19 protein-coding genes are annotated in these 25,690 nt (G+C 72.6%); 2 read left to right on the forward strand and 17 right to left on the reverse strand.

The genetic code is table 11. The annotated features are described in order from the left end of the window. Positions 1-10 precede the first annotated feature (10 nt). From nadD to ACZ6BG_RS04405, 3 genes are all read right to left on the reverse strand, one after another. Positions 11-661, reverse strand: coding sequence for a nicotinate-nucleotide adenylyltransferase (nadD, locus tag ACZ6BG_RS04395; protein ID WP_468996736.1), 651 nt, complete (start codon positions 659-661; stop codon positions 11-13). Positions 662-729: 68 nt separating this feature from the next. Further along, complete coding sequence (locus ACZ6BG_RS04400) at positions 730-894, reverse strand: hypothetical protein (RefSeq protein WP_468996738.1); 165 nt, start codon at positions 892-894, stop codon at positions 730-732. A gap of 115 nt (positions 895-1,009) precedes the next feature. Then, positions 1,010-1,165 carry a hypothetical protein gene (locus ACZ6BG_RS04405; RefSeq protein ID WP_468996740.1) on the reverse strand — a complete coding sequence of 52 codons (156 nt, stop codon included), beginning with the start codon at positions 1,163-1,165 and terminating at the stop codon, positions 1,010-1,012. A 101-nt stretch (positions 1,166-1,266) separates the two neighbouring features. Here ACZ6BG_RS04405 and ACZ6BG_RS04410 point away from each other — a divergent pair, with 101 nt between their 5' ends. Then, the gene (locus ACZ6BG_RS04410) at positions 1,267-2,388 is read left to right on the forward strand and encodes a M48 family metallopeptidase (protein ID WP_468996742.1); all 1,122 of its coding nucleotides are present in this window, start codon (positions 1,267-1,269) and stop codon (positions 2,386-2,388) included. A gap of 55 nt (positions 2,389-2,443) precedes the next feature. Here ACZ6BG_RS04410 and ACZ6BG_RS04415 read toward each other — a convergent pair whose 3' ends face one another. The 5 genes from ACZ6BG_RS04415 to proB all read right to left on the reverse strand — a co-directional run bounded on the left by ACZ6BG_RS04415 (position 2,444) and on the right by proB (position 7,807). Beyond that, entirely contained in the window at positions 2,444-3,508 is a 1,065-nt protein-coding gene (locus tag ACZ6BG_RS04415; RefSeq protein WP_468996744.1) for an SCO2583 family membrane protein, read from the reverse strand. A 146-nt stretch (positions 3,509-3,654) separates the two neighbouring features. Beyond that, positions 3,655-4,290 carry an SCO2584 family spore wall biosynthesis protein gene (locus ACZ6BG_RS04420; RefSeq protein ID WP_468996746.1) on the reverse strand — a complete coding sequence of 212 codons (636 nt, stop codon included), beginning with the start codon at positions 4,288-4,290 and terminating at the stop codon, positions 3,655-3,657. Positions 4,291-4,413: 123 nt separating this feature from the next. Next, on the reverse strand, positions 4,414-5,697 hold the full coding sequence (locus ACZ6BG_RS04425) for a glutamate-5-semialdehyde dehydrogenase (protein WP_468996748.1): 1,284 nt from the start codon (positions 5,695-5,697) through the stop codon (positions 4,414-4,416). 195 nt (positions 5,698-5,892) lie between these two features. After that, on the reverse strand, positions 5,893-6,396 hold the full coding sequence (locus ACZ6BG_RS04430) for a hypothetical protein (protein WP_468996750.1): 504 nt from the start codon (positions 6,394-6,396) through the stop codon (positions 5,893-5,895). A 277-nt stretch (positions 6,397-6,673) separates the two neighbouring features. Next, complete coding sequence (gene proB / locus ACZ6BG_RS04435; RefSeq protein WP_468996752.1) at positions 6,674-7,807, reverse strand: glutamate 5-kinase; 1,134 nt, start codon at positions 7,805-7,807, stop codon at positions 6,674-6,676. Between the two features lie 401 nt (positions 7,808-8,208). Here proB and ACZ6BG_RS04440 point away from each other — a divergent pair, with 401 nt between their 5' ends. After that, a complete protein-coding gene (locus ACZ6BG_RS04440) occupies positions 8,209-10,302 on the forward strand; it encodes a hypothetical protein (RefSeq protein ID WP_468996754.1) in 2,094 nt (697 codons plus the stop codon). A gap of 311 nt (positions 10,303-10,613) precedes the next feature. Here the strand turns inward: ACZ6BG_RS04440 and obgE are convergent, their stop codons facing one another. From obgE to ACZ6BG_RS04485, 9 genes are all read right to left on the reverse strand, one after another. Continuing rightward, entirely contained in the window at positions 10,614-12,062 is a 1,449-nt protein-coding gene (gene obgE, locus ACZ6BG_RS04445) for a GTPase ObgE (RefSeq protein ID WP_468449701.1), read from the reverse strand. Positions 12,063-12,225: 163 nt separating this feature from the next. Continuing rightward, entirely contained in the window at positions 12,226-12,480 is a 255-nt protein-coding gene (gene rpmA, locus ACZ6BG_RS04450; protein ID WP_030362615.1) for a 50S ribosomal protein L27, read from the reverse strand. A gap of 14 nt (positions 12,481-12,494) precedes the next feature. Continuing rightward, the gene (rplU, locus tag ACZ6BG_RS04455) at positions 12,495-12,815 is read right to left on the reverse strand and encodes a 50S ribosomal protein L21 (protein WP_016643790.1); all 321 of its coding nucleotides are present in this window, start codon (positions 12,813-12,815) and stop codon (positions 12,495-12,497) included. A gap of 206 nt (positions 12,816-13,021) precedes the next feature. Beyond that, on the reverse strand, positions 13,022-14,386 hold the full coding sequence (locus tag ACZ6BG_RS04460; RefSeq protein WP_468996757.1) for a phospholipase D-like domain-containing protein: 1,365 nt from the start codon (positions 14,384-14,386) through the stop codon (positions 13,022-13,024). A gap of 306 nt (positions 14,387-14,692) precedes the next feature. Continuing rightward, the gene (locus ACZ6BG_RS04465) at positions 14,693-19,039 is read right to left on the reverse strand and encodes an Rne/Rng family ribonuclease (RefSeq protein WP_468996760.1); all 4,347 of its coding nucleotides are present in this window, start codon (positions 19,037-19,039) and stop codon (positions 14,693-14,695) included. A gap of 265 nt (positions 19,040-19,304) precedes the next feature. Further along, positions 19,305-20,105, reverse strand: coding sequence for a TIGR03936 family radical SAM-associated protein (locus ACZ6BG_RS04470; RefSeq protein WP_468996762.1), 801 nt, complete (start codon positions 20,103-20,105; stop codon positions 19,305-19,307). Between the two features lie 193 nt (positions 20,106-20,298). Beyond that, the gene (locus ACZ6BG_RS04475; protein WP_468996765.1) at positions 20,299-21,447 is read right to left on the reverse strand and encodes a hypothetical protein; all 1,149 of its coding nucleotides are present in this window, start codon (positions 21,445-21,447) and stop codon (positions 20,299-20,301) included. A gap of 96 nt (positions 21,448-21,543) precedes the next feature. Further along, entirely contained in the window at positions 21,544-23,613 is a 2,070-nt protein-coding gene (locus ACZ6BG_RS04480; RefSeq protein WP_468996767.1) for a restriction endonuclease, read from the reverse strand. 118 nt (positions 23,614-23,731) lie between these two features. Beyond that, positions 23,732-25,669, reverse strand: a complete 1,938-nt coding sequence (locus ACZ6BG_RS04485) for a TIGR03960 family B12-binding radical SAM protein (RefSeq protein ID WP_468996769.1) — start codon at positions 25,667-25,669, stop codon at positions 23,732-23,734. Positions 25,670-25,690: the final 21 nt, after the last annotated feature.

Here is a 25,690-nt window from a genome sequence, read left to right on the forward strand (position 1 = left end):
CCCTCTCGGCTCAGTCGCCGCGGTACAGCTCGCGCTTGTCGATATAACGCACCACACCGTCCGGTACCAGGTACCAGACGGGATCCCCCTTGGCGACTCGCGTACGGCAGTCCGTGGACGAGATCGCCAGGGCGGGGACCTCCACGAAGGAGACGCCGCCCTCGGGCAGGCCGGGGTCGGCCAGGGTGTGGCCGGGCCGGGTGACGCCGATGAAGTGCGCCAGCGAGAACAGCTCTTCGGTGTCGCGCCAGGTGAGGATCTGGCCGAGCGCGTCGGCGCCCGTGATGAAGAAGAGGTCGGTCTCGGGGTTGAGGCGGCGCAGATCGCGCAGGGTGTCCGTGGTGTACGTGGCGCCGCCGCGGTCGATGTCGATGCGGCTCACCGAGAACTGCGGGTTCTCGGCGGTCGCGATGACCGTCATCAGATAGCGGTCCTCGGCCGGCGAGACGTTCTTGTCGCTCTTCTGCCACGGCTGCCCGGTCGGCACGAACACGACCTCGTCGAGGTGGAACTGTGCGGCGACCTCACTGGCCGCCACCAGGTGTCCGTGGTGGATCGGGTCGAACGTCCCGCCCATGACGCCGAGTCGGCGCTTGGCGGCACTGGCCGGGCCGGAGCCCGGGCCGCCCTGCGGGCCGGTAGGCATGTCCTGCTCTCCCATGGGTGCAGACACTACCGGCCCCGCCGAGGGGCCCCGGTCTCAGCCGCCCGGGGCCGGGCCAGGGCGGCTCAGCGGTCGCGGTTGAAGCGGGTGGTGATCCAGAGCAGCAGGAGCAGCACGACGAAGGCGCCGCCGCCGGTCACGTAGGGGCTGATGCTCGCGTGCTCGTCGGCGTGCTCGCCGCCCTCGGAGGCGAGAGTGACCAACTGGGCGGCGGTGCTGTGGAAGCTCATCGTCAGCAGGACCTATCCGGTGTGGGATCGGGGTAAAGACTTGGGCACATCGTATGCGGGGCCCCTGGGTGCGGCCACGGCGCCCTGCCGGGGGCCCACCGGATGCCGACCGGCCTCAGTCCTTGCGGTACCCGCGCAGCAGCAGCCAGCCCACCAGGACGCAGCCCACCACCATCACGATCAGTACGACGCGCAGCAGGTTGCCGAGGCCTGGCTCGTCCTGGCTGCCTGCGGCCAGGGCGAGGGCGTGAGCTGCGGAGATGTGCTCCATGGCGGATGACTCCTTCTGTGCGCTGCCCTGTCACGGTATCTCCGCCTAGGCTGGGCCCCACCTCGGGGGCAGGAACGAGGACACGACATGGGGGATGCGGCATGACCCACGGCAACCACGACGGCACCAACAACGGCACGGGGGACGGACAGGAGAACGTGCCGAGCCGGCAGCGCAGGCGCTTCCCCGGCATCTCCTCGCGGGCGTACGAACACCCGGCGGACCGCTCGGCCCTGGTGGCCCTGCGCAAGCTCAGCGGCTTCGACACGGTCTTCAAGGCCCTCAGCGGGCTGCTGCCGGAGCGCAGCCTGCGGCTGCTGTTCCTCTCGGACTCGGTGCGGGTGTCCGACGCCCAGTTCGCGCACCTGCACACGATGCTGCGGGACGCCTGTTACATCCTGGACCTGGAGAAGGTCCCCGCGATGTACGTCCAGCAGGACCCGAAGCCGAACGCCATGTGCATCGGCCTGGACGAGCCGATCATCGTGGTGACGACCGGCCTGGTCGAGTTGCTCGACGAGGAGGAGATGCGCGCGGTGGTGGGCCACGAGGTGGGCCACGCCCTCTCCGGCCACTCCGTGTACCGCACGATCCTGCTGTTCCTCACCAACCTCGCCCTCAAGGTCGCGTGGATTCCCCTGGGCAATGTCGCGATCATGGCGATCGTGACCGCGCTGCGCGAGTGGTTCCGCAAGTCCGAGCTGTCGGCGGACCGCGCGGGCCTGCTTGTCGGCCAGGACCTGCAGGCGTCGATGCGCGGCCTGATGAAGATCGCGGGCGGCAACCACCTGCACGAGATGAACGTGGACGCGTTCCTGGAGCAGGCCGAGGAGTACGAGGCGGGCGGCGACCTGCGCGACTCCGTCCTGAAGATCCTGAACGTGCTGCCGCGTTCGCACCCCTTCACCACCGTGCGCGCCGCCGAGCTGAAGAAGTGGGCCGCGACCCGCGACTACCAGCGGATCATGGACGGCCACTATCCGCGCCGCGAGGAGGACAAGGACACGTCGGTCAGCGACTCCTTCCGCCAGTCCGCCTCGTCGTACGCGGAGAACGTCCGCACCAGCAAGGACCCGCTGATGAAGCTGGTCAACGACATCGCGGGCGGCGCGGGCGACCTGGGCGGCAAGCTGCGCGGGAAGTTCACCGGGCAGGGCGGCCAGAGCGGCGGCGACGGCGGCTCCCCGTCCAACGGCACCTCGGACCGCCCGTCCGACAACTAGCCGTCCGACAACCCGCTGTCCGGCGACGAGCGCTCACGGCCCGTCCGAGGACCACTCACAGCGAAGGCTGGGCGGACGCCGCAAGGGTCCCGCACAGCGCCGTGGCGTCCCCCGTCGCGTACGGGTCGGTGCCCGCGGGGCCGCCCGCCTTCGCCTTCTCGCCCGCGAGCAGCGGCCGCAGTTGCCGGGTGGTGTCGGCGGCGCAGGCGAGCGGTCCGGCCTGGACGTAGGAGGCGAGCAGCTCGGTCTGGTGCATGCGCAGGTCGTCGCGGTCGAAGCGGAAGTGCAGCTCGCGCCGGACGGTGAACAGGGATGCCGGTGCGTGGGCGTCGGCGCGGGCCGGGCGCAGCGCGTAGACGAAGGTGTGGTCCGAGGCGACCTCGAGGGTGTCCTTGTCGGTCTCGGAGGCGCGCAGGCTGCCCTGGACGCGCACGCCGGGGTCGGCGAGCGCCGTCCGTGCCTGGTCGAAGCGGACCAGCCAGCCGGTGGAGGCGTGCCGCCCGTCGGCCGCGGGGCGGGCGAAGCTGCGGTCGAACTGGTCGAGCTGGCCGGGGTCGAGCAGGATGCGGGCGGGGCGCACGGCACGCCCCATGAGCACCTCGGGGTCGAGTGCGGACTGCACGAGGTAGTCCTTGGCGGTGGCGAGCGCCGACACGACCTGGCCCTCGGAGAAATGGGCGGTGCGGCGGGCCGCGGGCAGGTTGATGCCGCCGGCGCCGATGCGGAACTGCGCCGCGGGGCTCTTGGCGAACAGGTCGGCGACCTTCGCGGAGCCGGGCACGCGGCCCTGGGGGGCGAGCGGTATGACGGTCATCCGCAGGGGGTCGGGGCGTTTGGCGGCCGGGGTGCCGTACGGGTGTCGTACGCCCATGTAGATCGCGGTGCCGAAGGCGACGGCGATGAGGACGACGAGGACGACGACCTGCCGGGAGAGGCGGCGGTGGGCGGTGGGCCTGCGGCGCACGGCGCGCGCGTGATCGCCCATCCGTTCCCGCGCGGAGAACTCCTGCAGCCGCGCAGCGCGCACGAACGACTCGTCGAAGACGACGGATCGGTACTCGTCCTCACCACCGGGAGTGCCCTCGGGTGTCCCCGCAGGTGGTTCTCCTGGCCCGCCCATACCTCCAGGGTAGGTCTCCGGGCCGTCAGGTAAACGCCCTGGTACGCGACAACTTCCGACAACTCCTCACGCCGCTTGCCCAGTTGGGGGCGCCGGCGTGCGCGGGCGGTCGCGGTGGGGCCGGCCTGGGCGGATGCGCCCGGCGCTCAGGGGGTGCGGGGCTCGGCGGGGACCGGGGACTGGCCGAACTCCGCCGACGCGGAGGGGCCGGCGGAGTCGCCGGGGCCCGCGTTCTGTTCGACCTCGGTGGTGGCGGGCGGGGGTATCCGGTCCTGGCGGCCGGACGCCGCTCCCCGGTACACCGCGGCGAAGGCGAAGGCGACCATGCCTATGCCGAGGAGGAGGGCGAGCATCCAGGCCACCGGACGGTGCCAGCGGACCTTGGCGCCGCGGCGGCCGTAGCGCCCGCGGCCGTCCTGGAGGAACTCGGGGTCGCCGAGGTCGTCGTAGTCGTCGAGGTCGCCGTCGCGGCCGAACTCGCCCGTGCCGTAGCCCCCGTAGGGGTGGTCGTCGCTGTCGTCGTCCGGTCCTGGGCCGTCGGCGCCGTGGGGGCCGCGGCGGCGGGCGCGGCCCCTGCGGGCCTCGGCCTCGGACGCCTCGGCGCGTGCCTGGGCGGCGGCGAGCAGCCGCTCCACCGCGGTGGGCTCATGGATCTCGGCGGCGCGCACGAAATCCTCGTCGAAGACCACGGAGGCGAACTCTTCGTCCGCATCCCCGTGGTCGCGGTCGTCGTCGGGCTCCCAGCCGTCGGGAAACGGCGAACCCCCCACGTCCTCCGGCACCCGTCCAGGGTAGACCTGGACGGGTCAATTTGGGCAGACGCAAAGGCGATTCTGGGGTTGTGACCCTCAACGCCCCACTCCCCCACGGCGGTCACACGACGTGACGCGCGCCGCGCCCGACGGTCACCGGACGTGGCCGTCGCCGGTCACGATGTACTTCGTGGAGGTGAGTTCCGGCAGCCCCATCGGGCCGCGGGCGTGCAGTTTCTGGGTGGAGATGCCGATCTCGGCGCCGAAGCCGAACTGGCTGCCGTCGGTGAACCGCGTGGAGGCGTTCACGGCGACCGTGGTGGAGTCCACGAGCTGGGTGAAGCGGCGCGCGGCCTGTTGCGAGGTGGTGACGATGGCCTCGGTGTGCCCGGAGGTCCACAGCCGGATGTGCTCGACGGCCTGTTCGAGGGAGTCGACGACGGCGGCGGCGATGTCGTACGAGAGGTACTCGGTCTCCCAGTCCTCGGTGGTCGCCGGGACGACGGTGGCCTTGGAGCCGGGGGCGTAGGTCTGGACGCGTTCGTCGGCGTGCACGGTGACGCCGGCGTCGGCGAGGGCGTCGAGGGCGCGGGGCAGGAAGGCGTCGGCGATGTCGGCGTGGACGAGGAGGGTCTCGGCGGCGTTGCAGACGCTGACGCGCTGGGCCTTGGAGTTGATGAGGATGTCGACGGCCATGTCGAGGTCGGCGTGCGCGTCGACGTAGACGTGGCAGTTGCCGGTGCCGGTCTCGATGACGGGGACCGTGGACTCCTCGACGACGGTCCTGATCAGGGAGGCGCCGCCGCGCGGGATGAGGACGTCGACGAGGCCGCGGGCGCGCATCAGTTCACGGACGGACTCGCGGCCCTCGCCGGGGACGAGCTGGACGGCGTCGGCGGGCAGTCCGGCGCCGTGCACGGCGTCGCGCAGGACCCGCACCAGCGCGGTGTTGGACTCGTACGCTGAGGACGAGCCGCGCAGCAGCACCGCGTTGCCGGACTTCAGGCAGAGCGCGGCGGCGTCGACGGTGACGTTCGGGCGGGCCTCGTAGATGATGCCGACGACGCCGAGGGGGACGCGGACCTGGCGCAGGTCGATGCCGTTGGGCAGCGTGGAGCCGCGGACGACCTCGCCGACGGGGTCGGGCAGGGCCACGACGTGGCGCACGTCGGAGGCGATGGCGCGGACGCGTTCGGGGGTGAGGGTGAGGCGGTCGACGATCGCCTCGCTGGTGCCGGCCTCGCGGGCCTTCGCGATGTCCTTGGCGTTGGCCGCGACGATCTCCGCGGTGCGCACTTCGAGGGCGTCGGCGATGGCGAGCAGCGCGTCGTCCTTCTCGGCGCGCGGCAGCGGCGCGAGGGTGGCCGCGGCGGCGCGGGACCGGTAGGCGGCCTGGGCGACCGGGGACATGTTGTCGTAGGGCGAGAGCGCGGTCATGAGGGCAGCGTAACGGCGCGTCGGAGGGCGTCCAGACGCTGTTCCGCAGTACGAGACGCCCCCTGGGACGTGCCGCGGGACGTGCCCGCGGAATGTGGTGGGCGCCGGGCCGGAGATGGCTGGAATCGACCACGCGCTTCGTCGCGCCCCGTGTCTTCCTCGCCCACGCGCCGGACGGGCCCTGGAAGGCAGGCCCTAAAAGGGGTGGACGCCGACCGGCGTCGCGGGCAGCGGCCCGTACCCCTCCGCGATCCGGTGGTGATACGTGTCGCGGTCGATGACTTCGAGGCCGACGATCTCCCACGGCGGCAACTGCGCGCTCTGCCGGTGCTCGCCCCACAGGCGCAGCGCGACCGCGGCGGCGTCGTGCAGGTCACGGGCCTCTTCCCAGTAGCGGATCTCCGCGTGGTCCTGGGCGTAGCGGCTGGTGAGCAGGAAGGGGTGGTCGTGGGCGAGCTGTTCCAGGCTCCGCCGGACCTCCTGGAGGGGTGCCTTGGCGCCGGAGACGCTCAGCGTGACGTGCCAGAGGCGGGGCGCGTCGGCCGGCTCGCCGCCGTCGCCTTCCCGTGCCTGGCTCTCGCGTGCCTCCCGGTCGTGGCCCTCGGCCACGTCGCCGCCGTACGCCGCCCCCGCGGCGACGCTCGTCAACGCACGCTCAGCCGACCCGCGGGACGCCGCCCCTGGGCGCACTCGTCTCACGACGGCCTCCTTCAGCCAGTGATTTCAACCGGTGGTGGTGCGGTTGTGCAACGGTCGTGCGGAACTGCCTTGCAACAAAGTTGAGCAGGACAAGCGGTCCCGCGGGGCGGTTTTGCGGAGTTTCACCTCGGGCGAGCCAGCCGTGACACGGCGTTCGCGCCTGTTTTCGGCCTGATTTGCGCTGGTGTCTCCGAGGCGGGCGGGACTAGGGATGCACCGTCGGGCGGGGTGGATGGTGCACTGCCCCGTGGGCCGGTGGTGCACGGCCCGGGGCGGGTCAGGGATGCAGGACCACCAGGTCGTCGCGGTGCACCACTTCGCGCTCGTAGGCGGGGCCGAGTTCGCGGGCCAGCTCGCGGGTGGAGCGACCGAAGAGGCGCGGTAGTTCCTTGGCGTCGAAGTTCACCAGGCCGCGGGCGACGGCGCGGCCCGCGGTGTCCCGCAGCTCGACCGGGTCGCCCGCGATGAACTCGCCCTCGACCGCGGCGATGCCCGCGGGAAGCAGCGACTTGCGGCCCTCGACGACCGCGCGTACCGCCCCGTCGTCGAGCGTGAGGGAGCCGCGTGGCGCGGAGGCGTGCTGGAGCCACAGCAGGCGGTCCGCGGAGCGGCGCCCGGTGGGGTGGAAGTACGTGCCGGTGTCGCGGCCCGCGAGGGCGTCCGCGGCCTGGCTCGCGGAGGTGAGGACGACGGGGATGCCGGCGGCCGCGGCGATCCGGGCGGCCTCGACCTTGGTGACCATGCCGCCGGTGCCGACGCCCGCCTTGCCCGCGCTGCCGATCTTGACGTGGGCGATGTCGGCGGGGCTCGCGACCTCGGCGACGCGGGCGGTGCCGGGGGCGGCCGGGTCGCCGTCGTACAGGCCGTCGACGTCCGACAGGAGCACCAGGAGGTCGGCGCGGACCAGGTGGGCGACGAGGGCGGCGAGGCGGTCGTTGTCGCCGAAGCGGATCTCGTCGGTGGCGACCGTGTCGTTCTCGTTGACGACGGGCAGGGCGCCCATGGCGAGGAGCTTGTCGAGGGTCCGCGAGGCGTTGCGGTGGTGGGCGCGGCGGCTGGTGTCGTCGGTGGTGAGCAGGACCTGGCCGACGCGGACGCCGTAGCGCGCGAAGGAGGCGGTGTAGCGGGCGACGAGGAGGCCCTGGCCGACGCTGGCGGCGGCCTGCTGGCGGGCCAGGTCCTTGGGGCGGCGGCGCAGGCCGAGGGGGGCGAGCCCGGCGGCGATGGCGCCGGAGGAGACGAGGACGACCTCGCGTTCCCCGCCGCTTCTGCTCTTGGCGAGTACGTCGACGAGCGCGTCCACGCGGTCGGCGTCGAGCCCGCCCGACGCGGTGGTCAGCGACGACGACCCCACCTTGACGACGACCCGGTGGGCCCCCGCGACGTCCGTCCGTCCCTTTGCCCCTGTCACGGCCCTTGTCACGTACTTCCCCAATGGTCCCCATGTGCTGTGGACCAGCAATGTACGTGAGGACGCGGCCGGGGCGCCCGTGCGTTTCGCCGGACGGACGGGCGGGTGCGGGCGGCGGGCGAGTACCAGGGCCCAAGGGCCTGCCCGGCGGGACCTAAGTCGTCAAGAGGCCGAATTCAGGCCTCCGAGTTCCATTACCTTTGCCCCTTTATACGGTGATTAGCGTCACGGAAGATTGCTACGGAGGCACCGAGCGTCATACGGTCAGGGGTCTTCCACTAATCCGGATGAGTGTCGTCCACACGTCCGGACCCCGCATGACCGGCTTACCCGGCATTGCCTCGCAGTGCCCCGTAACGCCCTCCCCCATCCGTTACGCCCCCCGCCAGGAGCCAAAGCCCGTGCCCTCCGCCGGACTCGCCCCCCGCCGCCGCGTCGTACAGCTCACTGCCCTGCTGTCGATGGTCGCGCTCTTCACGGCACAGCTCGTTTCCGCGCTCGTCCCGTACGTCCCGGTGTTCGTCGCCGCGGCGGCGGCGAACCTCGCGCTCGACATCTATCTGCAGTACAAGCAGCCGGGTCTGCTCTCCCTCCTGGGCAAGATCCGCTTCGATGTCACCGTCCGGCAGCTCCTGCGCGACATGCTGGTCCTCGTCGGCCTGCTGCGCATCGACGGCATCGAGCCGCTGGCCGAGCAGTCGCCGCTGACCGTCACGCTGCTCGCGTTCTACGCCCTGCACTTCTTCTGCCAGGCCGTCGCCGTCATGGTGCGCCGGGCCCGTACGCTGCCGATCGTCACCCGCAACATCGACGCCTCCGCGCTGCACCTGAGCGCCGCGCCGCCGCGCATCCTGGCCCGCCAGCAGGCGCGCCGCCTGCTCACGTTCTCGGTGCCCGCGACGGTCGGCCTGCTGCTCACCGCGGCCACCACCGACGCGTACTGGGGCGGCGCCGGGCTCGGCGTCTCCGTCGTCCTGATGGGTGGCGGCGCCGCGTACCTGGCGACCTGGCTGCTGCCGAAGAAGCGGGCGAAGAACGACCAGGCCGTCATGGAGTGGCTCGACCAGTGGCTGGCCCAGTACCAGCCGACGGTCGCCATGTACTTCTCCGGCGGCACCACGTCCGCGTACCAGGCGAACATGTGGCTCTCCACGCTCTCCCAGCTCGACGGGAACCCGCTGATCGTGCTGCGTGAGCGCTTCATGGTCCAGAAGATCGACTCCACGGACGTGCCGATCATCTGCTTCCCGAAGGTCGCCACGATGTTCTCCCTGGAGACGTCGACGCTGAAGATGATGCTGCACCCGGCGAACGCCGCGAAGACCTCCCAGGTCCTGCGCATCCCCTCGCTCAAGCACGCCTTCATCAACCACGGCGAGAGCGACAAGCTGTCGTCCTGCAACCCGTACGCGAAGGCGTACGACGAGGTGTGGGTCGCCGGTCCCGCCGCCCGCGACCGCTACCAGCTCGCCGACATCGGCGTCGAGGACAAGGACGTGGTCGAGGTCGGCCGCCCCCAGCTCTCGCCGATCCGGCCGTACGCGGGCCCGCCCACGGGCGCGTACACGACCGTTCTCTACGCCCCGACCTGGGAGGGCTGGGACGGCAACCCCGGCAACACCTCGGTCGTGCTCGCGGGCGAGAACATCGTCCGGCACCTGCTCGCCGACCCCGCCGTGCGCCTCATCTACAAGCCGCACCCGATGACCGGCTCGCAGAACCCGGCCGCGGGCGCCGCCAACGAGCGCATCAAGGCCATGATCCGCGAGGCCGCCGCGAAGCGCTCCGGCGCCCGACCCGGCCCCGAGGCCGCGGCCGAACTCGCGGCCCGCACGGACGCGTTGAACCTGCTCACCGCCAAGAAGTTCCGCCGGAGCGTGGACGAGCAGGAGCGGATGATGCTCCAGGGCACGCCCGACGGCGACAGCCGGGCCGCGATCGCGGAGGCGACCGCGGCGTGGGAGTCGGCGTACTGGGCCTCGCTGCCCGAGTGGGAGCACCAGATCATCACCGAGTCCCGCCCGGCGATCTTCTCCTGCTTCAACCAGGCCGACCTGCTGATCAGCGATGTCTCCTCGGTCGTCTCGGACTGGCTGAGCAGCGAGAAGCCGTACGCGGTGGCCAACACCTCCGGGATGTCCGAGGCGGACTTCCGGGCCGGCTTCCCGACCGTGCGGGCCGCGACGATCCTCGCGCCCGAGGCGGACGGCGTGCCCGCCCTCCTGGACGCCGTGCGCACCCCGGAGCAGGACGTGTACGCGGAGGCCCGTGCCGAGCTGAAGGAGCACCTCCTCGGCCCGTCCGACCCGCCCTCCATCGTCCGCTTCAACGCGGCGGCCCTGGCCCTGTGCGCCAAGTCCGACGCCCGCCGCGCCCGCGCGGCGGCCCGCCAGGAGGCGGAGATCCCCGCCCAGCGCGACGAGTCCACGGACACGGTGGACGCCGCGGAGGCCGCGATGGACGCGGACCCGGCGGAGGAGCTGGAGTCGGCGTAACTGGCCGTGGGCCTCGGCCGGGGCGGCAACCGTCGCCCCGGCGGGGCTTCTCCCCACCCGCCCGCCAGTGACTGTCGGACCCGCCTCGCCGTGGAAACGTGACCCTCGGCCGACAGTGAAGGCCCCGGAGCGATGATTCGCTCCGGGGCCTTCACTGTGTCTCCAGGCGTGAGCCGACGGGCTACGCGGCCCCGTCACTGCCCTCGGCGGCAAGCCGGGTCCGGCAAGTCACGGGTGGGCGGGTGGGAGACCCCGCCGCGGAGCGGCGGGGAGGGCTGCCGCCCCGCCCAGGGCCCCCGGCCAGAAGCTGCCTAGAACGGCTCGAAGTCGTCGTACGCCTTCTCCGCCTCGTCCCGCTCCGCGTCGCGGTCCCTGCGGCGCTGTGCGGCCGGGCGGGGCGCCTCGAAGCGGTGGTCCTCGCCGCGTCGTCCGAGCATCTCCGCGCCCGCGGACATCGAGGGCTCCCAGTCGAAGACGACCGCGTTGTCCTCGGGGCCGATGGCCACGCCGTCGCCCGCGCGGGCCCCGGCCTTCATCAGCTCGTCCTCGACGCCGAGGCGGTTGAGCCGGTCCGCGAGGTAGCCGACGGCCTCGTCGTTGTTGAAGTCGGTCTGGCGCACCCAGCGCTCCGGCTTCTCGCCGCGCACGCGGAACACGGCCTCGCCCTCGTCGTCCTCGCGGGTGACGGTGAAGCCGGCGTCGTCGACGGCCTTGGGCCGGATGACGATGCGCGTGGCCTCTTCCTTGGGCTTGGCGGCCCGCGCCTCGGCGACGAACTCGGCGAGCGCGAAGGACAGCTCCTTGAGGCCCTTGTGGGCGACCGCGGAGACCTCGAAGACGCGGTAGCCGCGCTCCTCCAGGTCGGGCCGCACCAGGTCGGCCAGGTCCTGGCCGTCGGGGATGTCGACCTTGTTGAGGACGACCAGACGCGGCCGGTTCTCCAGGCCCGCGCCGTACTCCCGCAGCTCCGCCTCGATCACGTCGAGGTCGGAGACGGGGTCGCGGTCGGACTCCAGGGTGGCCGTGTCCAGGACGTGCACGAGGACGCTGCACCGCTCGACGTGGCGCAGGAACTCGAGGCCGAGGCCGCGGCCCTGGCTGGCGCCGGGGATGAGGCCGGGCACGTCGGCGATGGTGTAGACGGTGGAGCCCGCGGTGACGACGCCGAGGTTGGGCACCAGCGTCGTGAACGGGTAGTCCGCGATCTTCGGCTTGGCGGCGCTGAGCACCGAGATCAGCGAGGACTTGCCCGCGCTCGGGTAGCCGACGAGCGCGACGTCCGCGACCGTCTTGAGCTCCAGGACGACGTCGCCGCCGTCACCGGGCTCGCCGAGCAGCGCGAAGCCGGGCGCCTTGCGGCGGGCGGAGGCGAGCGCCGCGTTGCCGAGGCCGCCGCGGCCGCCCTGGGCGGCCACGTACGTGGTGCCGTGGCCGACGAGGTCGGCGAGGACGTTGCCCTGCTTGTCGAGGACGACGGTGCCGTCCGGCACGGGCAGGACCAGGTCCTGGCCGTCCTTGCCGGAGCGGTTGCCGCCCTCGCCGGGCTTGCCGTTGGTGGCCTTGCGGTGCGGGCTGTGGTGGTAGTCGAGCAGCGTGGTCACGGACTGGTCGACGACCAGGATGACGTCGCCGCCCCGGCCGCCGTTGCCGCCGTCCGGGCCGCCGAGCGGCTTGAACTTCTCACGGTGGACGGAGGCACAGCCGTGGCCCCCGCTACCCGCGGCGACATGCAGCTCGACGCGGTCCACGAAGGTGGTCATGGTGGGTGCCTCCAGTGACGAACGGCGCGAGCGCCGCATACGTAGGTACTAAATGTCTCAACTGCAACACGCGAAGGGCGGACCCGCTTCCCGGAAACCGGGAAGTGAGGTCCGCCCTCGCGAAGAAAACCGCTCTACGGAGCCTTGAGCCCTGGGAAAGGGATCAGGCGACCGGAACGATGTTCACGACCTTGCGGCCACGGTGGGTACCGAACTCCACCGCACCGGCGTCCAGCGCGAACAGGGTGTCGTCCTTGCCGCGGCCGACGCCCGTGCCCGGGTGGAAGTGGGTGCCGCGCTGGCGGACCAGGATCTCACCGGCGTTGACGGTCTGACCGCCGAAGCGCTTCACACCGAGCCGCTGAGCATTGGAATCGCGCCCGTTCCGAGTGGACGATGCGCCCTTCTTGTGTGCCATCTTGTCTCAGTCCCTTACTTCGCAGCCGTGGGGATGCCGGTGACCTTGATCGCCGTGTACTGCTGGCGGTGACCCTGGCGACGGCGGTAGCCGGTCTTGTTCTTGTAGCGAAGGATGTCGATCTTCGCGCCCTTGTGGTGGTCCACGACCTCGGCGGTGACCTTGATGCCGGCCAGGACCCACGGGTCGCTGGTCACGGCTTCGCCGTCGACAACGAGCAGGGTCGAGAGCTCGACCGTGTCGCCAACCTTGGCGGTGGAAATCTTGTCAACCTCAACGATGTCGCCGACAGCAACCTTGTGCTGGCGACCACCGCTGCGCACGATGGCGTACACGCGGATCTCTCTTTCGCTCGGAACGGGACCCCCGCAGTCCAGCCGCCCCGCGCCGATGGCACGGACGGCCTCTCCCCGATGTCACGCGGAACTCCGCGCGATGTCCGGGAGGAATGAGGTTTACAGGGGTTGGGCGTGCATACGAACACGCCGACGGTCAAGATTACGGGGCTCGCCCGGACGGGTCAAACCGGGCCCCCGCCGCCCTAGCGGGTGGGCTTCTCGCCGTCCGGCGGCAGCGGCTTCACACCACGGCACAGATCGGTCTTGTCGCTGGTCCCCGGCCAGGCCACCTTCTTCACCCGGTCGAAGTGCCTGCGGTAGGTGTCGTGCACCGAGTCGTCGTCGACCTTCACGATCACCTCGTCGTTCTCGCGCAGCGCGGGCGCCGTGTAGTTCTGCGAACCGGTGAAGGAGACCTTGTTCCGCTTGCCGTCGTACACGCCGTCGATGAGGACGTACTTGCTGTGGATGATGTACGGCGTGGTCAGCTTCTGGCCGGGCACGAGCGGGTCCCGGTCGTCGTTGTAGCAGCGCAGGGCCGGGCCACCGGGCTTGTGCAGGGCCTCCCAGGTGCCGGGGGTGCCGCCCTGGCTCTTGGCGCTGTCCGTCTCGGCGTACACCAGGTCCACCGCGCAGCCCGCCTTCTTCAGGGAGACCAGCTTCTCGGCGATCTGCTTGCGCGTGATCTTGAAGATGGAGGCGCGGACCTTGGTCTGCCGCTTCACTCCGTTGGCGTCCTTGTAGCTGCACGCGACGTTGTTGAGGACCGAGTACATGGTGTCGGTCTCGTTGACCGTGCCCTCGCGCGGGAAGAAGTACGCCTTGTAGAGGCCGTTGCTGACCGTGCGGTAGTCCCAGTGCCGCCAGTCCATGCGGACCATGTCGTCGAAGTACTCGGCGAACGCGTCGTACATCGTCGGGTTGTTCGGGAGCTGCAGCGCGTCGTTGAAGAACTTGGTGTGCGCGGACGGCGTCGAGTTCGACGTGGTCTCCACGACGACGTCGCGGGCGCCCTTGACCTCGGAGAACAGCCAGAACTTGTTGTGCATGATCGACTTGCCGTGGCGCGGGTCGCCCAGGCAGGACTTGTCCGTGGGGCACAGCGCGACGAACGACGACTCGGCGCGGTTCGTGCCGAGCGACGTCGCGAGCTTGGCGTAGGAGGGGTTGTCCGGGCGGTCCGTGCGGCTCGTCGAGTCCAGCAGGATCTGTACGTTGACGCCGCGCTCGCGGGCGTTCAGGAGCGCGTCGACGACCGGGGCCTCCCACACGTGGTAGACGGCGACCTTGATGGTCGAGCCGGGCACGGCCGCGTCGGTGAGCTGGATCAGACGGGTACGGATCGCGTGCTGTGCCTCGTCCGTGCCGAGCGGGTCGTTGAAGACCGGGCCCTCGGTCCAGGTCGGTGTCGTCCCGGTGGGCCCTTCGGCGGGCGCGGCCCCGGCGACGCCGGTGGCCTGCAGGCTCGCCGCCGAGAGCACCGTGGCGAGCGCCGCCGCCTGACGCCCGCCCTTGACCTGTTTCGCGGCGCGGTGGCGGCCCGTGCCTCTGAGGCGCAGCTGCGCCATGGTGCATCCCTCCCCTGACCCCGCGCGCGGTCTCCCCACGGCGCGTCGGTGTCCTTCCTCACGGTCGACTCTTCGTCAACTCTTCACGACAACAAACCGCATGAGTCTTACAGGCAAAGCCTCGACGATCCAAGTGACGGACGAAAACCGTGCATTGAGGACGCCGACCTGGCACCATGCGCGCCGACGCGCCGGTGCCCCCGGCACGGCGAACTCGCCGTGCCGGGGGCACCGTTGCTGTGGTGACGCCCGTGAGGGTCGGCCGGTGCGCCCGGCCGAGTCACGGCCGGACGCGCCGGGCCGGCCTCAGCCCGCGTCGGCCGGGGCCGTGACCGCGGCGCCCGACTGCTCGGCGGCCGCGGCCTTCTTGGTGGTCTTCGCCGCCTTCTTGGCCGTCGTCTTCTTGGCGGCCGTCTTCTTCGCCGCCGTCTTCTTGGCCGCGGTCTTCTTCGTCGCGGCCTTCTTGGCGGTGGCCTTCTTGGCCGTCTTGCGCGCCGCCTTCTTGGCGGCCGGAGCGGCTTCCTCGGCGTCGGCGGCGGGCGCCTCGGGCGCCTGGTCCGCGGCCGCGTCGGACGGCTTGTCCGCCGCGGGGACGACCACGACGGCCGTCTCCTCGGGCGCGGTCGGCGCGGTGGCCTTGCGCACGGCACGGCGGCGCGGGCGCGCCGGGGCCTCGGGGGCCGCCTCCGCGACCGGCTCGGCCGGGGCGACCGGCTCGGCGGCCGGGGCCTCGGCGACCGGCTCCGGCTTGGCCGTCTCCGCGATGATCACCTCACCGCTGTCGGCCGCCGCCTTCGGCGAACCGGCCGGAGCCGTCGCCTTGCGGGTCGCCCGACGCCGCGTACGCCCCTTGGGAGCCGCGTCGTCCTCGGCGGGAGCCTCGACGGCGGCCACGGGGGCCTCGACGACCTCGGCGACCGGGGCCTCCGCGACCTCGGCAGCCGGGGCGACCGCCTCGGCGGCCTCCTCGACCGGCTCCGCCTTGGCCCTGCCCGCACGGGACTTGGCCTTCTTCTCGGCGCGCCCGGCCTTGTCGGCCTTGGCCGCACGCCCGGACTTCTCAGCCTTCTCAGCCTTCTCGGGCTGTTCGGCACTCTCCGCGCTCTCGGACGCCTCGACCTCAGCCGTCTCCGACTTCGGCGCGCCCGCAGGAGCGGACGCCCGCCGCGTGGCCCGGCGCCGCGAACGGCCGCGGGAAGCGGCGGCCTCGGCCTCGGCCGGGCTGCTGTACAGCTCCTCGTCGGGGACGAACGCGGGCTCGGGCAGCGCCACCGGCTCGGCGACCTCGGCGGCGACCTCGGCCGCCGTCTCGACGGCCTCGGCACCCTCGTGCGTGTGGTCGTGCGCGCCCTGGTCGGCACCGCCGCGGCCGCGCTTCTTGCGCTTGCCGCCGCCACCGGCGGTCGTCGCCTGGTCCATGTGCACGATGAGGCCGCGGCCGTTGCAGTGCACGCAGGTCTCGGAGAAGGACTCCAGGAGCCCCTGGCCGACGCGCTTGCGGGTCATCTGCACGAGACCCAGCGAGGTGACCTCGGCCACCTGGTGCTTGGTCCGGTCCCGGCCCAGGCACTCCAGCATCCGGCGCAGGACCAGGTCCCGGTTGGACTCCAGGACCATGTCGATGAAGTCGATGACGACGATGCCGCCGAGGTCACGAAGCCGCAGCTGGCGCACGATCTCCTCGGCCGCCTCGAGGTTGTTCCTCGTCACGGTCTCTTCGAGGTTGCCGCCCTGACCGGTGAACTTGCCGGTGTTGACGTCGATGACGACCATGGCCTCGGTCTTGTCGATCACCAGCGAACCGCCGCTCGGCAGCCACACCTTGCGGTCGAGGGCCTTGGCGAGCTGCTCGTCGATCCGGTACGTCGCGAAGACGTCCACCTCGGACGTCCACCGCGAGAGGCGGTCGGCGAGGTCGGGCGCGACGTGCGAGACGTAGCCGTGGATGGTCTCCCAGGCCTCGTCGCCGCTGATGATGACCTTCGAGAAGTCCTCGTTGAAGATGTCGCGGACCACGCGGACGGTCATGTCCGGCTCGCCGTAGAGCAGGCTCGGCGAGCTGGTGGTGGTCATCTTCGACTTCTTGAGGATGTCCTCCCACTGCGCCTGCAGCCGCTCGACGTCACGGCGCAGCTCGTCCTCGCTCGCGCCCTCGGCGGCGGTGCGCACGATGACGCCCGCGTCCTCGGGGACGATCTTCTTGAGGATGGTCTTCAGACGCGCGCGCTCGGTGTCGGGCAGCTTGCGGCTGATGCCGGTCATCGACCCTTCGGGTACGTAGACCAGGTAGCGGCCGGGCAGCGAGACCTGGCTGGTCAGGCGGGCGCCCTTGTGGCCGATCGGGTCCTTGGTGACCTGCACGAGGACGGACTGGCCGGACTTCAGGGCGGACTCGATGCGGCGCGGCCCGTTGGCCATGCCGAGCGCCTCGAAGTTGACCTCACCGGCGTACAGGACGGCGTTGCGGCCCTTGCCGATGTCGATGAAGGCGGCCTCCATCGACGGCAGGACGTTCTGCACCTTGCCCAGGTAGACGTTGCCGACGTAACTCGTCGACTGCTCCTTGTTGACGTAGTGCTCGACGAGGATGTTGTCCTCGAGGACGCCGATCTGGGTGCGGTCGCCGTTCTGACGGACGATCATCTCCCGGTTGACCGCCTCGCGGCGGGCCAGGAACTCGGCCTCGGTGATGATCGGCACCCGGCGCCGGCCCTGCTCACGGCCCTCGCGGCGACGCTGCTTCTTGGCCTCCAGACGGGTCGAGCCCTTGATGGACTGCACCTCGTCCGAGGGCGAGTCGTCGCCCTTCTTGCGCGGCTCGCGGACCTTGACGACCGTGCGCTCCGGGTCGCCGTCGCCCGGCTCGGTCTCGGCGGAGTCACCGGCGCGGCGGCGACGGCGCCGACGGCGACGGCTGCTGCTGCTGGAGCCGCCTGCGGCCTCGGCGTCGTCGGAGTCGTCGTCGGACCGGTCGGCCGCGGCCTCGTCGGAGTCGTCGGTGTCATCGGCGGACTCGGCGGCCTCGTCGGAGCGCTCGGCGGCGTCGTCCGACTGCTCGGCGCCGTCGGCGTCGGCGGACTCGCCACGACGGCGGCGACGGCCACCGCGGCGGCGACGGCGGCCGTGCCGCTCACCGGCGTCCTCGCCGTCGGCGGCCTCGTCGGCGCCTTCGTTGTCGATGTCGGTCTCCGCCTCGGCGGGCTCGGCCTCGACGGTCTCCTCGGGCTCCGCCGCGACGGGGGCGGCGGGCTGCTCGTCCGCGGCGCGACGACGGCGGCGACGGCGCGGGGCCGTCTCCTCCTCGGCGACGGGCGCGGGCGCGGCCGCCTCGACGGGCTGCTCGGCCGCCTCGGCGGCGGCAGCGGCGGCGGCGCGCTCCGGGGTCTGGAACATCGGCTCGGCGAAGACGGGCGCCTGGAACACGGCCACGGCGGGCCGCGCCGGGCGGCGCTCGTTGTCGTCGTCGGAGCGCGTGCCCGTGGCTGCGGGCGCGGTGAATCCGGCGGCGGCCTTGCGGGTGGCGCGGCGGCGGCCGCGGCCGCGCGGGGCGTCCGCGTCGGCCTGCTCGGCGGCGGCCTCGGCCTCGCGGCCGTTGCGGCCACGCGGGGCGGCCTCGGCCTGCTCCGGCGCCTCGGCCGGGGTGTCGTTCGCGGCCGGGGCCTCGGCGGGCTGCGCGTCGACGGCGGAGGCGGCGGCGCGGGTGGCGCGGCGGCGGGTGCGGCGCGGGGCGGCGTCCTCGGCGGCCGGGGCTTCGACGGCCTCGGGGGTCTCGACGGCCTTCGGCGCTGCGGCCTCGGCGGTCTCCGTGGCCGGGGCGGCCTGCGCCTCGGCGGCGGGCGCGGACGCGGTGCGCGTGGCACGGCGGCGGGCGCGGCGCGGCGCGGCGTCGGCCTCGGGCGCGGCGGCTTCCGGGGCCTCGGTGGCCTCAGCGGTCTCGGCGGACGCGGTGGCCTCCGTGGTCGTGGCGGGCTCCGCGGCCGGGGCGGCCTGCGCCTCGGCGGCGGGCGCGGACGCGGTGCGCGTGGCACGGCGGCGGGCGCGGCGCGGGGCGGCCTCGGCCTCGGGCGCGGCGGCCTCGGTGGTCTCGGCGGCGGGTGCGGCCGGGCTCTCGGCGACGGCGGCCGACGGCTGCTCCGCCTCGGCGGCCTGCGGGGCACCGGCGGGCGCGGAGGCACGACGGGTGGCACGGCGACGCGTACGAGCGGGGGCGGCCTCTTCCACGGCGGGCGCGGCCTCAGCGGCGGTCACCGGCTCGGCGGCGGGCGCGGCGTCGGCCTCGGCCGGGGCGTCGGCCGACGCGGCGGCCTGCGGGGCACCGGCGGGCGCGGAGGCACGGCGGGTGGCGCGACGACGCGTACGAGCGGGGGCGGCCTCTTCCACAACGGGCGCGGCCTCAGCGGCCTCGACCGCGCCGGCCTCGGCGTTCTCGTCCGTCTCCAGGGCCTCGGCCTCGTCGTCGACGTCGGTCACGGCGGCGGGAGCGGTGTCCACGGCGGTGGCGGGGGTGGCCGGTATGGCCGGCCCGGCGTCCGCGGTGGTGCCGGCGGGCGGTCCCGCGGGACGCGACGCGGCCCGGCGCCGACGGCGCGGGGGCAGGGTGTCGCTGGGTGTGTTGTTGTTCGAACCCTCAGTGGGGTCGTTCGGCTCAAGCATGCGGGCGGTTCTCCCGTCACGCTCCCGGGCGCCGCGCCTTTACCGGACGTATCCGCGGCTCTCGCTTGCTGCGCGGGGCCGCCATCCGGGGGCGTGGGCGCCGCACGGGAGCTCTCTGTGTCTTGTCTCGCCGGTTCCGTACGCCCCTTTGTGCGGACGGCCTGGCGAAAGTCTTCTGGTCAGTGCGCCGCCCGACCCAGGTGGCTCCCGAGTACGAGGGCGGCGCTGCGGTGTTCTCGGCGAACGCCCCTGCGCGGGACCGTCCCTACTCCGGCGCCGTCGCGGCGGCAGGTGCGGCGTCCCCTGAACGATCGGGACGATCGGCCGGGGCGGCCATGTCTGCCTCGCGGTCGGGCGCGAGCGGGTCGGTCACCGTGCCGGTCTCTTCATCGAAAAGCCCCTGCGCCAGCCTGGTCACCGCTGCGGGGACCGGCGGCGCCAGGTCGGCCACAGCTCGGAGACCGGACAGGACGTCGTCGGGTCGGACGGCAGGTGTCACGTGCCGTACAACCAGCCGCAGTATCGCACAGGGCTTGTCGGTCGGCCTATCGGCGCGGGAGGCGAGCGCCTCCGGACCGAGACCGTCGAGGCTGACGACGGCCGCGCGGGCGTCGAAGGTCCGCATGCCGTTCTTCGTGCGGCGCTGGACCTCGACGGTCTCCGCGGCGCGGAAGGCGGCGGCGGCGCGCTCGGCCGCCTCGGGCTCCACGCCGTCCAGACGCAGCTCCCACACGGAGGCGGTGAGCCGGTCGGCGAGGCCCGAGGTGCGGGCCTCGACGGCGTCGGTGATGTCGAGTCCGTCGGGCAGTGACTCGTCGAGCAGCGCCCACAGGGTGCGCGGGTCGCGGTGCTCGGTGAGGGCGATCTCCAGATACTCGGCCTCGCTGCCCGTGCCGGTGGGTGCGGCATTGGCGTACGACACCTTCGGGTGCGGGGTGAAGCCGGCCGAGTACGCCATGGGCACCTCGGCGCGGCGCAGCGCCCGCTCGAAGGCGCGCTGGAAGTCACGGTGGCTGGTGAACCGGAGGCGGCCGCGCTTGGTGTAGCGCAGTCGGATGCGCTGCACCGCGGGTGCGGGCGGCGGGCCTTCGGGCTGTCGCTTGCCCAGGGGAACTTCTCCTCGTGTACGCGGCCCGTGACGCCGTCCCCGTATCAGCGGGGAGCGCGTCCGGGCTGGCGCTGCCGTGTGTCGTGGTCCGGATCGTCCCTGCGGCTGCGGGGACATTTCACGCCGGACCCTTCGCCTCAGAATACGCGCTTCACGTCCGCAGGTTTCCGTCGGCCTCGTGGCCCTGTGTGACGGGCACCTTCTCACGGGGCCCGCCGAAGAGCAGCCGCCGGACGTCGGCGCGGGCCGCGCGCACGCTGTCGCGCACCGATCCGAGTGCCTGCCGCGTGGCGCGTCCGGCGGCCCGCACCGCCGCGGCGGCGGGGCGCCACACCAGGTCGCGGACGGCGTGCCCGGCCGGGGTGAGGACGGTCCGGTACACCCAGCGCGCGGGGCTCACGAAGATCCACCGAAGGAGCTGCCCGAGGAACCGCCACACGGCCCGCGACAGATGCCCGGCGACCCGCCACGCGTGCCCGAGCGCGTCCCCGATCTCGCGCGCCAAGAAGGCGACGCCCCGCCCGACCGGCGCGAGCACCCACCGCCACACCGTCACGGCGGGCACCACGAAGACCCACCGCAGCAGCGTCCACACGACGAGCCCGATGCCCCGCAACAGCCACAGGATGCCGGCGGCCACCCCGACCGCCGCCCAGGCGATGGCGTGCCCGATCGGCGTGAGCACCCTGGCGTACGTCCACACCGCGGGCACCACGAACAGGATCCGCAGCAGCCACCGCACGCCGCGCCCGACCGCCGACGCCCCGGCCCCGACGCCCCGCGCGGCCCAGGCGAGCGCGTGCCCCACGGGCGTCAGAACGTACCGGTACAGCCAGCCGGCGGGCACGACGAGCAGGACGTGCAGGAGCCGGCCCAGCCCGTGGCCGACCGGCACGACCACGTACCGCCACAGGCCCACCCAGGGCCAGACGAACAGACACTTGCCGAGGAACAGACCGGCCGCCGCGAGCCCCCGGCCCACCGGAGCGAGGACGTACGTCCACACCGCGCCGAGCGGCCGCAGCACGAGGGTGCGCCCCAGCCAGGCGAGCGCGCGCCCGCCGGGCCGCAGCGCGGTGTCGAGCAGGAACCGCCCGGCCACCACCAGCGCGTCCCACACCAGGCGCACCGGCAGGACGACCACCAGGGCCACGATCCGCACCGGGAGCCGGATGGCCACCACGAGACAGCCCTCCGCCTGTGCGGGGGGCTGTCTCGGTGCGGGCTGCGGCGCGGGGGCCGCCGGGTGCTGCGCGGCCTGCTCCACCGGGGGTGTCGCGGGCCGTTTCTCCAGGTCCATGTGGTGCTAGACGCGCAGGGGACCGTCGCGGCTCCCGATTTCGACGGCCGCCTCCGGATTTCCCCGCGGGTGGGTCGGCCGGACGGCGAAGGCCGTTTACTCGACGGCGATCCCGTAGTCCGGCAGGAGTTGCTCCAGGCCGCCCGTGTAGCCCTTGCCGCCGAGCACGAAGTCCCAGTCGCCGCTCGCTCTGCGCCGGAACGAGCCGAGGACCAGGGCGGTCTCACCCGCGCGGCCCTCGGAGACGTCGAGCGTGCCCAGTTCCGTCAGGGACGGGTCGAGGAGCCGGATGCGGGCGTCGGTGAAGCCCGACAGGTCCGCGTGCGGGTTGGCCTCGGGGTCGACCGCGGCGACGAGCGCGAGCCGGTCGGCGGCCGCGGGCAGCGACTCGAAGGCGACCCGCACCGCGGCCTTGTCCGGCGGGCTCGCGGACTCCGCGCGCACCGAACCGTCCGGGGTCCGTGAGTTGTTGAAGAACACGAAGTGGTCGTCGCTCAGGACCCGGTCGCCCGCGCAGACGAGGGCGCAGACGTCCACGGCGACGCTGCCGGACCAGGACATGCCGAGGACGTTGTAGTCCGCGACATCGTCCTGCCGGGGCGCGGGGGCCGGGGGCGGCGCGGGGGCCGCGCCCGCGCGCTCCCCGAGGCGGCCGGAGAGTCCGTGCCGGTGCAGCAGGTCGACCAGTTCGGGGCCCGATATCAGCTCCAGCGGCTTGCCGTTGGCGAAGGTGTACGAGCCGGGGCCGAAGCCCGACGTGGTGACGAGGACGCCCTTGTTGGCGCCGCGGTCCTGCACGGTGCCGTACAGGTCGCGGACGGCCGTCGGCGGGACGGTGTTGCGGTAGCGCTTCACCTGGACGACGATCTTGCCGCCGCGGATCGGGGTGGGGTCGAGGGCGTCGACGTCGACGCCGCCGTCGTTCGAGCGCTGCGTCATCACCGCCTGCATGCCCATGGCCCGGAACAACTCGGCGACCAGGGACTCGAACACGATCGGGTCCATCTCCCGCAGGTCCGGCTCGTCGCCCGCCCCGGCGCCGCCGTGGCTGGCCACGTGCTGGCCCACGTCGTCCGGCCTGCGCACGGGCCGCACCGGCGAGAGCTGGTCGGGCCGCGCCGCCAACTGGCCCCGGAGGCCGTCGACCAGGCAGCTGACCGGGTCCACCTGCTCCAGGCGGAGGGCGGCGAAGGGGGCGCGCACGGCCATGACCGAGGCGAGGAAGATGTGCGTCCGTACGCCCGTCGCCGGATCGTGGTCGTCGACGAACCCGTTCAGCGCCACCGATTCGAGGGCGCCGTACTCGTCCGCCGCGAACAGGTCGTGCAGCACGAGCAGCACGCACTGGGCGATGACGCCGCGGTACAGCGCCCGGCGCTGGGTCACCGGGCGCGGCGCTTCCTTGTCCTCGTCGGCGTTGATCAGGTAGCGCACCGACTTCGCCTCGGGAACGACGTCGTGTCCGGGGAGTTCCCAGTCGAGCACCAGTTGGCGCGACGCCGGGTCGTAGGCCGCGGCGACCTGCCGGGGAAAGCCCTCGGGCCAGGCCGTCGAGGCGTACAGGGCGGCGGTGAAGTACTCGACGACGGCCTCCGCGTCGCCGCTCCTGACCCCCGCGGTGACCTCGGCGATGCCCGCGTTGTGGCGGCGCACCTCCGCCAGGTGACCGGTGACCCACGCGTCGTACTGGCGCCGCAGCTCCGCCAGTTGCCGCTGCCGCTGGGCCTCCGCGGCCTGCGCCGCCCGCCAGTCGTACTCGAAGCGGGCCCGCGCCTCCGCCTGCGCCTGCGCGCGACGGCCCGGCGTCCAACCGCCCTGCGCCTGATAGAGGTTCGCGTCCGGCATCGGCACCGGCACCGCGAGCTGTCCGGCCGAGAACGGCAGCACGTCCTCGGTCCGCGTCAGGGCCTCGGCCCGGAAGGCGGGGGCGCGGCAGCCGACCGCTAACAGCCCCTGCAGGGCCTCCACGCGCGCGTCGAGTTCCTGGGTCCGGCGCCGGGCCTCCGCCTGGCGGTACTCGCGGTAGTCCCGCTCCATCCGGCGCTGCTCGGCACGGGCCTGCCGCTCCTGTTCCCGGCGCCTGCGGGCCTCGGCCTCCAGCTGGCGTTGCTGCTGCCGCTGGACCTCGGCCCAGACACCGACAAGACCACTCGAGCGACGACTCATGCGTGCAGGCCCTCCCCAGGACGCCGACCTCTCCCACAACCGCCGACCGGCCCTCCAACCAGCGGTTATGAGATGACTTTAGCCAGCATCCGGCGCCGCGCCCACGGCGCCGGGGGGCTCACTTCGCGGCAGGCGTCTTCACCGACAGCGGCAGCAACTTCTTGCCCGTCGGACCCACTTGGATCTCCGTCTGCATGGCGGGGCACACCCCGCAGTCGAAGCACGGCGTCCAGCGGCAGTCGTCGACCTCGGTCTCGTCGAGCGCGTCCTGCCAGTCCTCCCAGAGCCAGTCCTTGTCGAGGCCGGAGTCCAGGTGGTCCCAGGGCAGCACCTCTTCGTAGGTGCGCTCACGGGTGGTGTACCAGTCGACGTCGAGGCCCACCTCGGGCAGCGTCTTGTCGGCGCACCGCATCCAGCGTTCGTAGCTGAAGTGCTCGCGCCAGCCGTCGAAGCGGCCGCCGTCCTCGTAGACGGCGCGGATGACGGCGCCGAGGCGGCGGTCGCCGCGGGAGAGCAGGCCCTCGACGATGCCGGGCTTGCCGTCGTGGTAGCGGAAGCCGATGGAGCGGCCGTACTTCTTGTCGCCGCGGATCTTGTCGCGGAGCTTCTCCAGACGGGCGTCGGTCTCCGCGGCGGAGAGCTGCGGGGCCCACTGGAACGGCGTGTGCGGCTTGGGCACGAAGCCGCCGATGGAGACCGTGCAGCGGATGTCGTTGGAGCCGGAGACCTCGCGGCCCTTCTGGATGACGTTCATCGCCATGTCGGCGATCTGCAGGACGTCCTCGTCGGTCTCGGTGGGCAGACCGCACATGAAGTAGAGCTTCACCTGGCGCCAGCCGTTGCCGTAGGCGGTGGCGACGGTGCGGATCAGGTCCTCTTCGGAGACCATCTTGTTGATGACCTTGCGCATGCGCTCACTGCCGCCCTCGGGGGCGAAGGTGAGGCCGGAGCGGCGGCCGTTGCGGGTCAGTTCGTTGGCGAGGTCGACGTTGAAGGCGTCCACGCGGGTGGAGGGGAGGGACAGGCCGATCTTGTCCTCCTCGTACCGGTCGGCGAGGCCCTTGGCGACGTCCGCGATCTCGGTGTGGTCGGCGGAGGACAGGGACAGCAGGCCGACCTCCTCGAAGCCGGTCGCCTTCAGGCCCTTCTCGACCATCTCGCCGATGCCCGTGATGGAGCGCTCGCGCACCGGGCGCGTGATCATGCCCGCCTGGCAGAAGCGGCAGCCGCGCGTGCAGCCGCGGAAGATCTCCACGGACATGCGCTCGTGCACGGTCTCGGCGAGCGGCACCAGCGGCTGCTTCGGGTAGGGCCACTCGTCGAGGTCCATGACGGTGTGCTTGGACACGCGCCACGGGACACCGGACTTGTTCGGTACGACACGGCCGATGCGGCCGTCCGGGAGGTACTCCACGTCGTAGAACGCCGGGATGTACACGCTGCCGGTCCTCGCGAGGCGGAACAGGACCTCCTCGCGGCCACCGGGGCGACCCTCGGCCTTCCAGGCGCGGATGATCTCCGTCATGTCGAGCACGGCCTGCTCGCCGTCGCCGATGATCGCCGCGTCGATGAACTCGGCGATCGGCTCGGGGTTGAACGCGGCGTGGCCGCCCGCGAGGACGATCGGGTCGTCGAGGCCGCGGTCCTTGGACTCCAGCGGGATGCCCGCGAGGTCCAGGGCGGTCAGCATGTTCGTGTAGCCCAGCTCCGTGGAGAAGGACAGGCCGAACACGTCGAAGGCCTTCACCGGGCGGTGGCTGTCCACCGTGAACTGCGGGACCTTGTGCTCGCGCATCAGCTCTTCGAGGTCCGGCCAGACGCTGTACGTGCGCTCGGCGAGGACGCCGTCGCGCTCGTTCAGGACCTCGTAGAGGATCATGACGCCCTGGTTGGGCAGACCGACCTCGTACGCGTCCGGGTACATGAGGGCCCAGCGGACATCGCAGTCGTCCCAGGGCTTGACGGTGGAGTTGAGCTCACCGCCCACGTACTGGATCGGCTTCTGCACATGCGGGAGCAGGGCTTCGAGCTGCGGGAAAACCGACTCGACAGACATCGCTGGACCTTCGTGAGCTGA

It is taken from the genome of Streptomyces sp. NPDC041205, from assembly GCF_055591765.1.

What these genes read in the sequence shown, in the direction of transcription:
- nadD (WP_468996736.1), bottom strand. Translation starts at nt 661, where the DNA reads ATGGGAGAGCAGGACATGCCTACCGGCCCGCAGGGCGGCCCGGGCTCC.
- ACZ6BG_RS04400 (WP_468996738.1), bottom strand. Translation starts at nt 894, where the DNA reads ATGAGCTTCCACAGCACCGCCGCCCAGTTGGTCACTCTCGCCTCCGAG.
- ACZ6BG_RS04405 (WP_468996740.1), bottom strand. Translation starts at nt 1,165, where the DNA reads ATGGAGCACATCTCCGCAGCTCACGCCCTCGCCCTGGCCGCAGGCAGC.
- ACZ6BG_RS04410 (WP_468996742.1), top strand. Translation starts at nt 1,267, where the DNA reads ATGACCCACGGCAACCACGACGGCACCAACAACGGCACGGGGGACGGA.
- ACZ6BG_RS04415 (WP_468996744.1), bottom strand. Translation starts at nt 3,508, where the DNA reads ATGGGCGGGCCAGGAGAACCACCTGCGGGGACACCCGAGGGCACTCCC.
- ACZ6BG_RS04425 (WP_468996748.1), bottom strand. Translation starts at nt 5,697, where the DNA reads ATGACCGCGCTCTCGCCCTACGACAACATGTCCCCGGTCGCCCAGGCC.
- obgE (WP_468449701.1), bottom strand. Translation starts at nt 12,062, where the DNA reads ATGACCACCTTCGTGGACCGCGTCGAGCTGCATGTCGCCGCGGGTAGC.
- rpmA (WP_030362615.1), bottom strand. Translation starts at nt 12,480, where the DNA reads ATGGCACACAAGAAGGGCGCATCGTCCACTCGGAACGGGCGCGATTCC.
- ACZ6BG_RS04460 (WP_468996757.1), bottom strand. Translation starts at nt 14,386, where the DNA reads ATGGCGCAGCTGCGCCTCAGAGGCACGGGCCGCCACCGCGCCGCGAAA.
- ACZ6BG_RS04465 (WP_468996760.1), bottom strand. Translation starts at nt 19,039, where the DNA reads ATGCTTGAGCCGAACGACCCCACTGAGGGTTCGAACAACAACACACCC.
- ACZ6BG_RS04475 (WP_468996765.1), bottom strand. Translation starts at nt 21,447, where the DNA reads ATGGACCTGGAGAAACGGCCCGCGACACCCCCGGTGGAGCAGGCCGCG.
- ACZ6BG_RS04480 (WP_468996767.1), bottom strand. Translation starts at nt 23,613, where the DNA reads ATGAGTCGTCGCTCGAGTGGTCTTGTCGGTGTCTGGGCCGAGGTCCAG.
- ACZ6BG_RS04485 (WP_468996769.1), bottom strand. Translation starts at nt 25,669, where the DNA reads ATGTCTGTCGAGTCGGTTTTCCCGCAGCTCGAAGCCCTGCTCCCGCAT.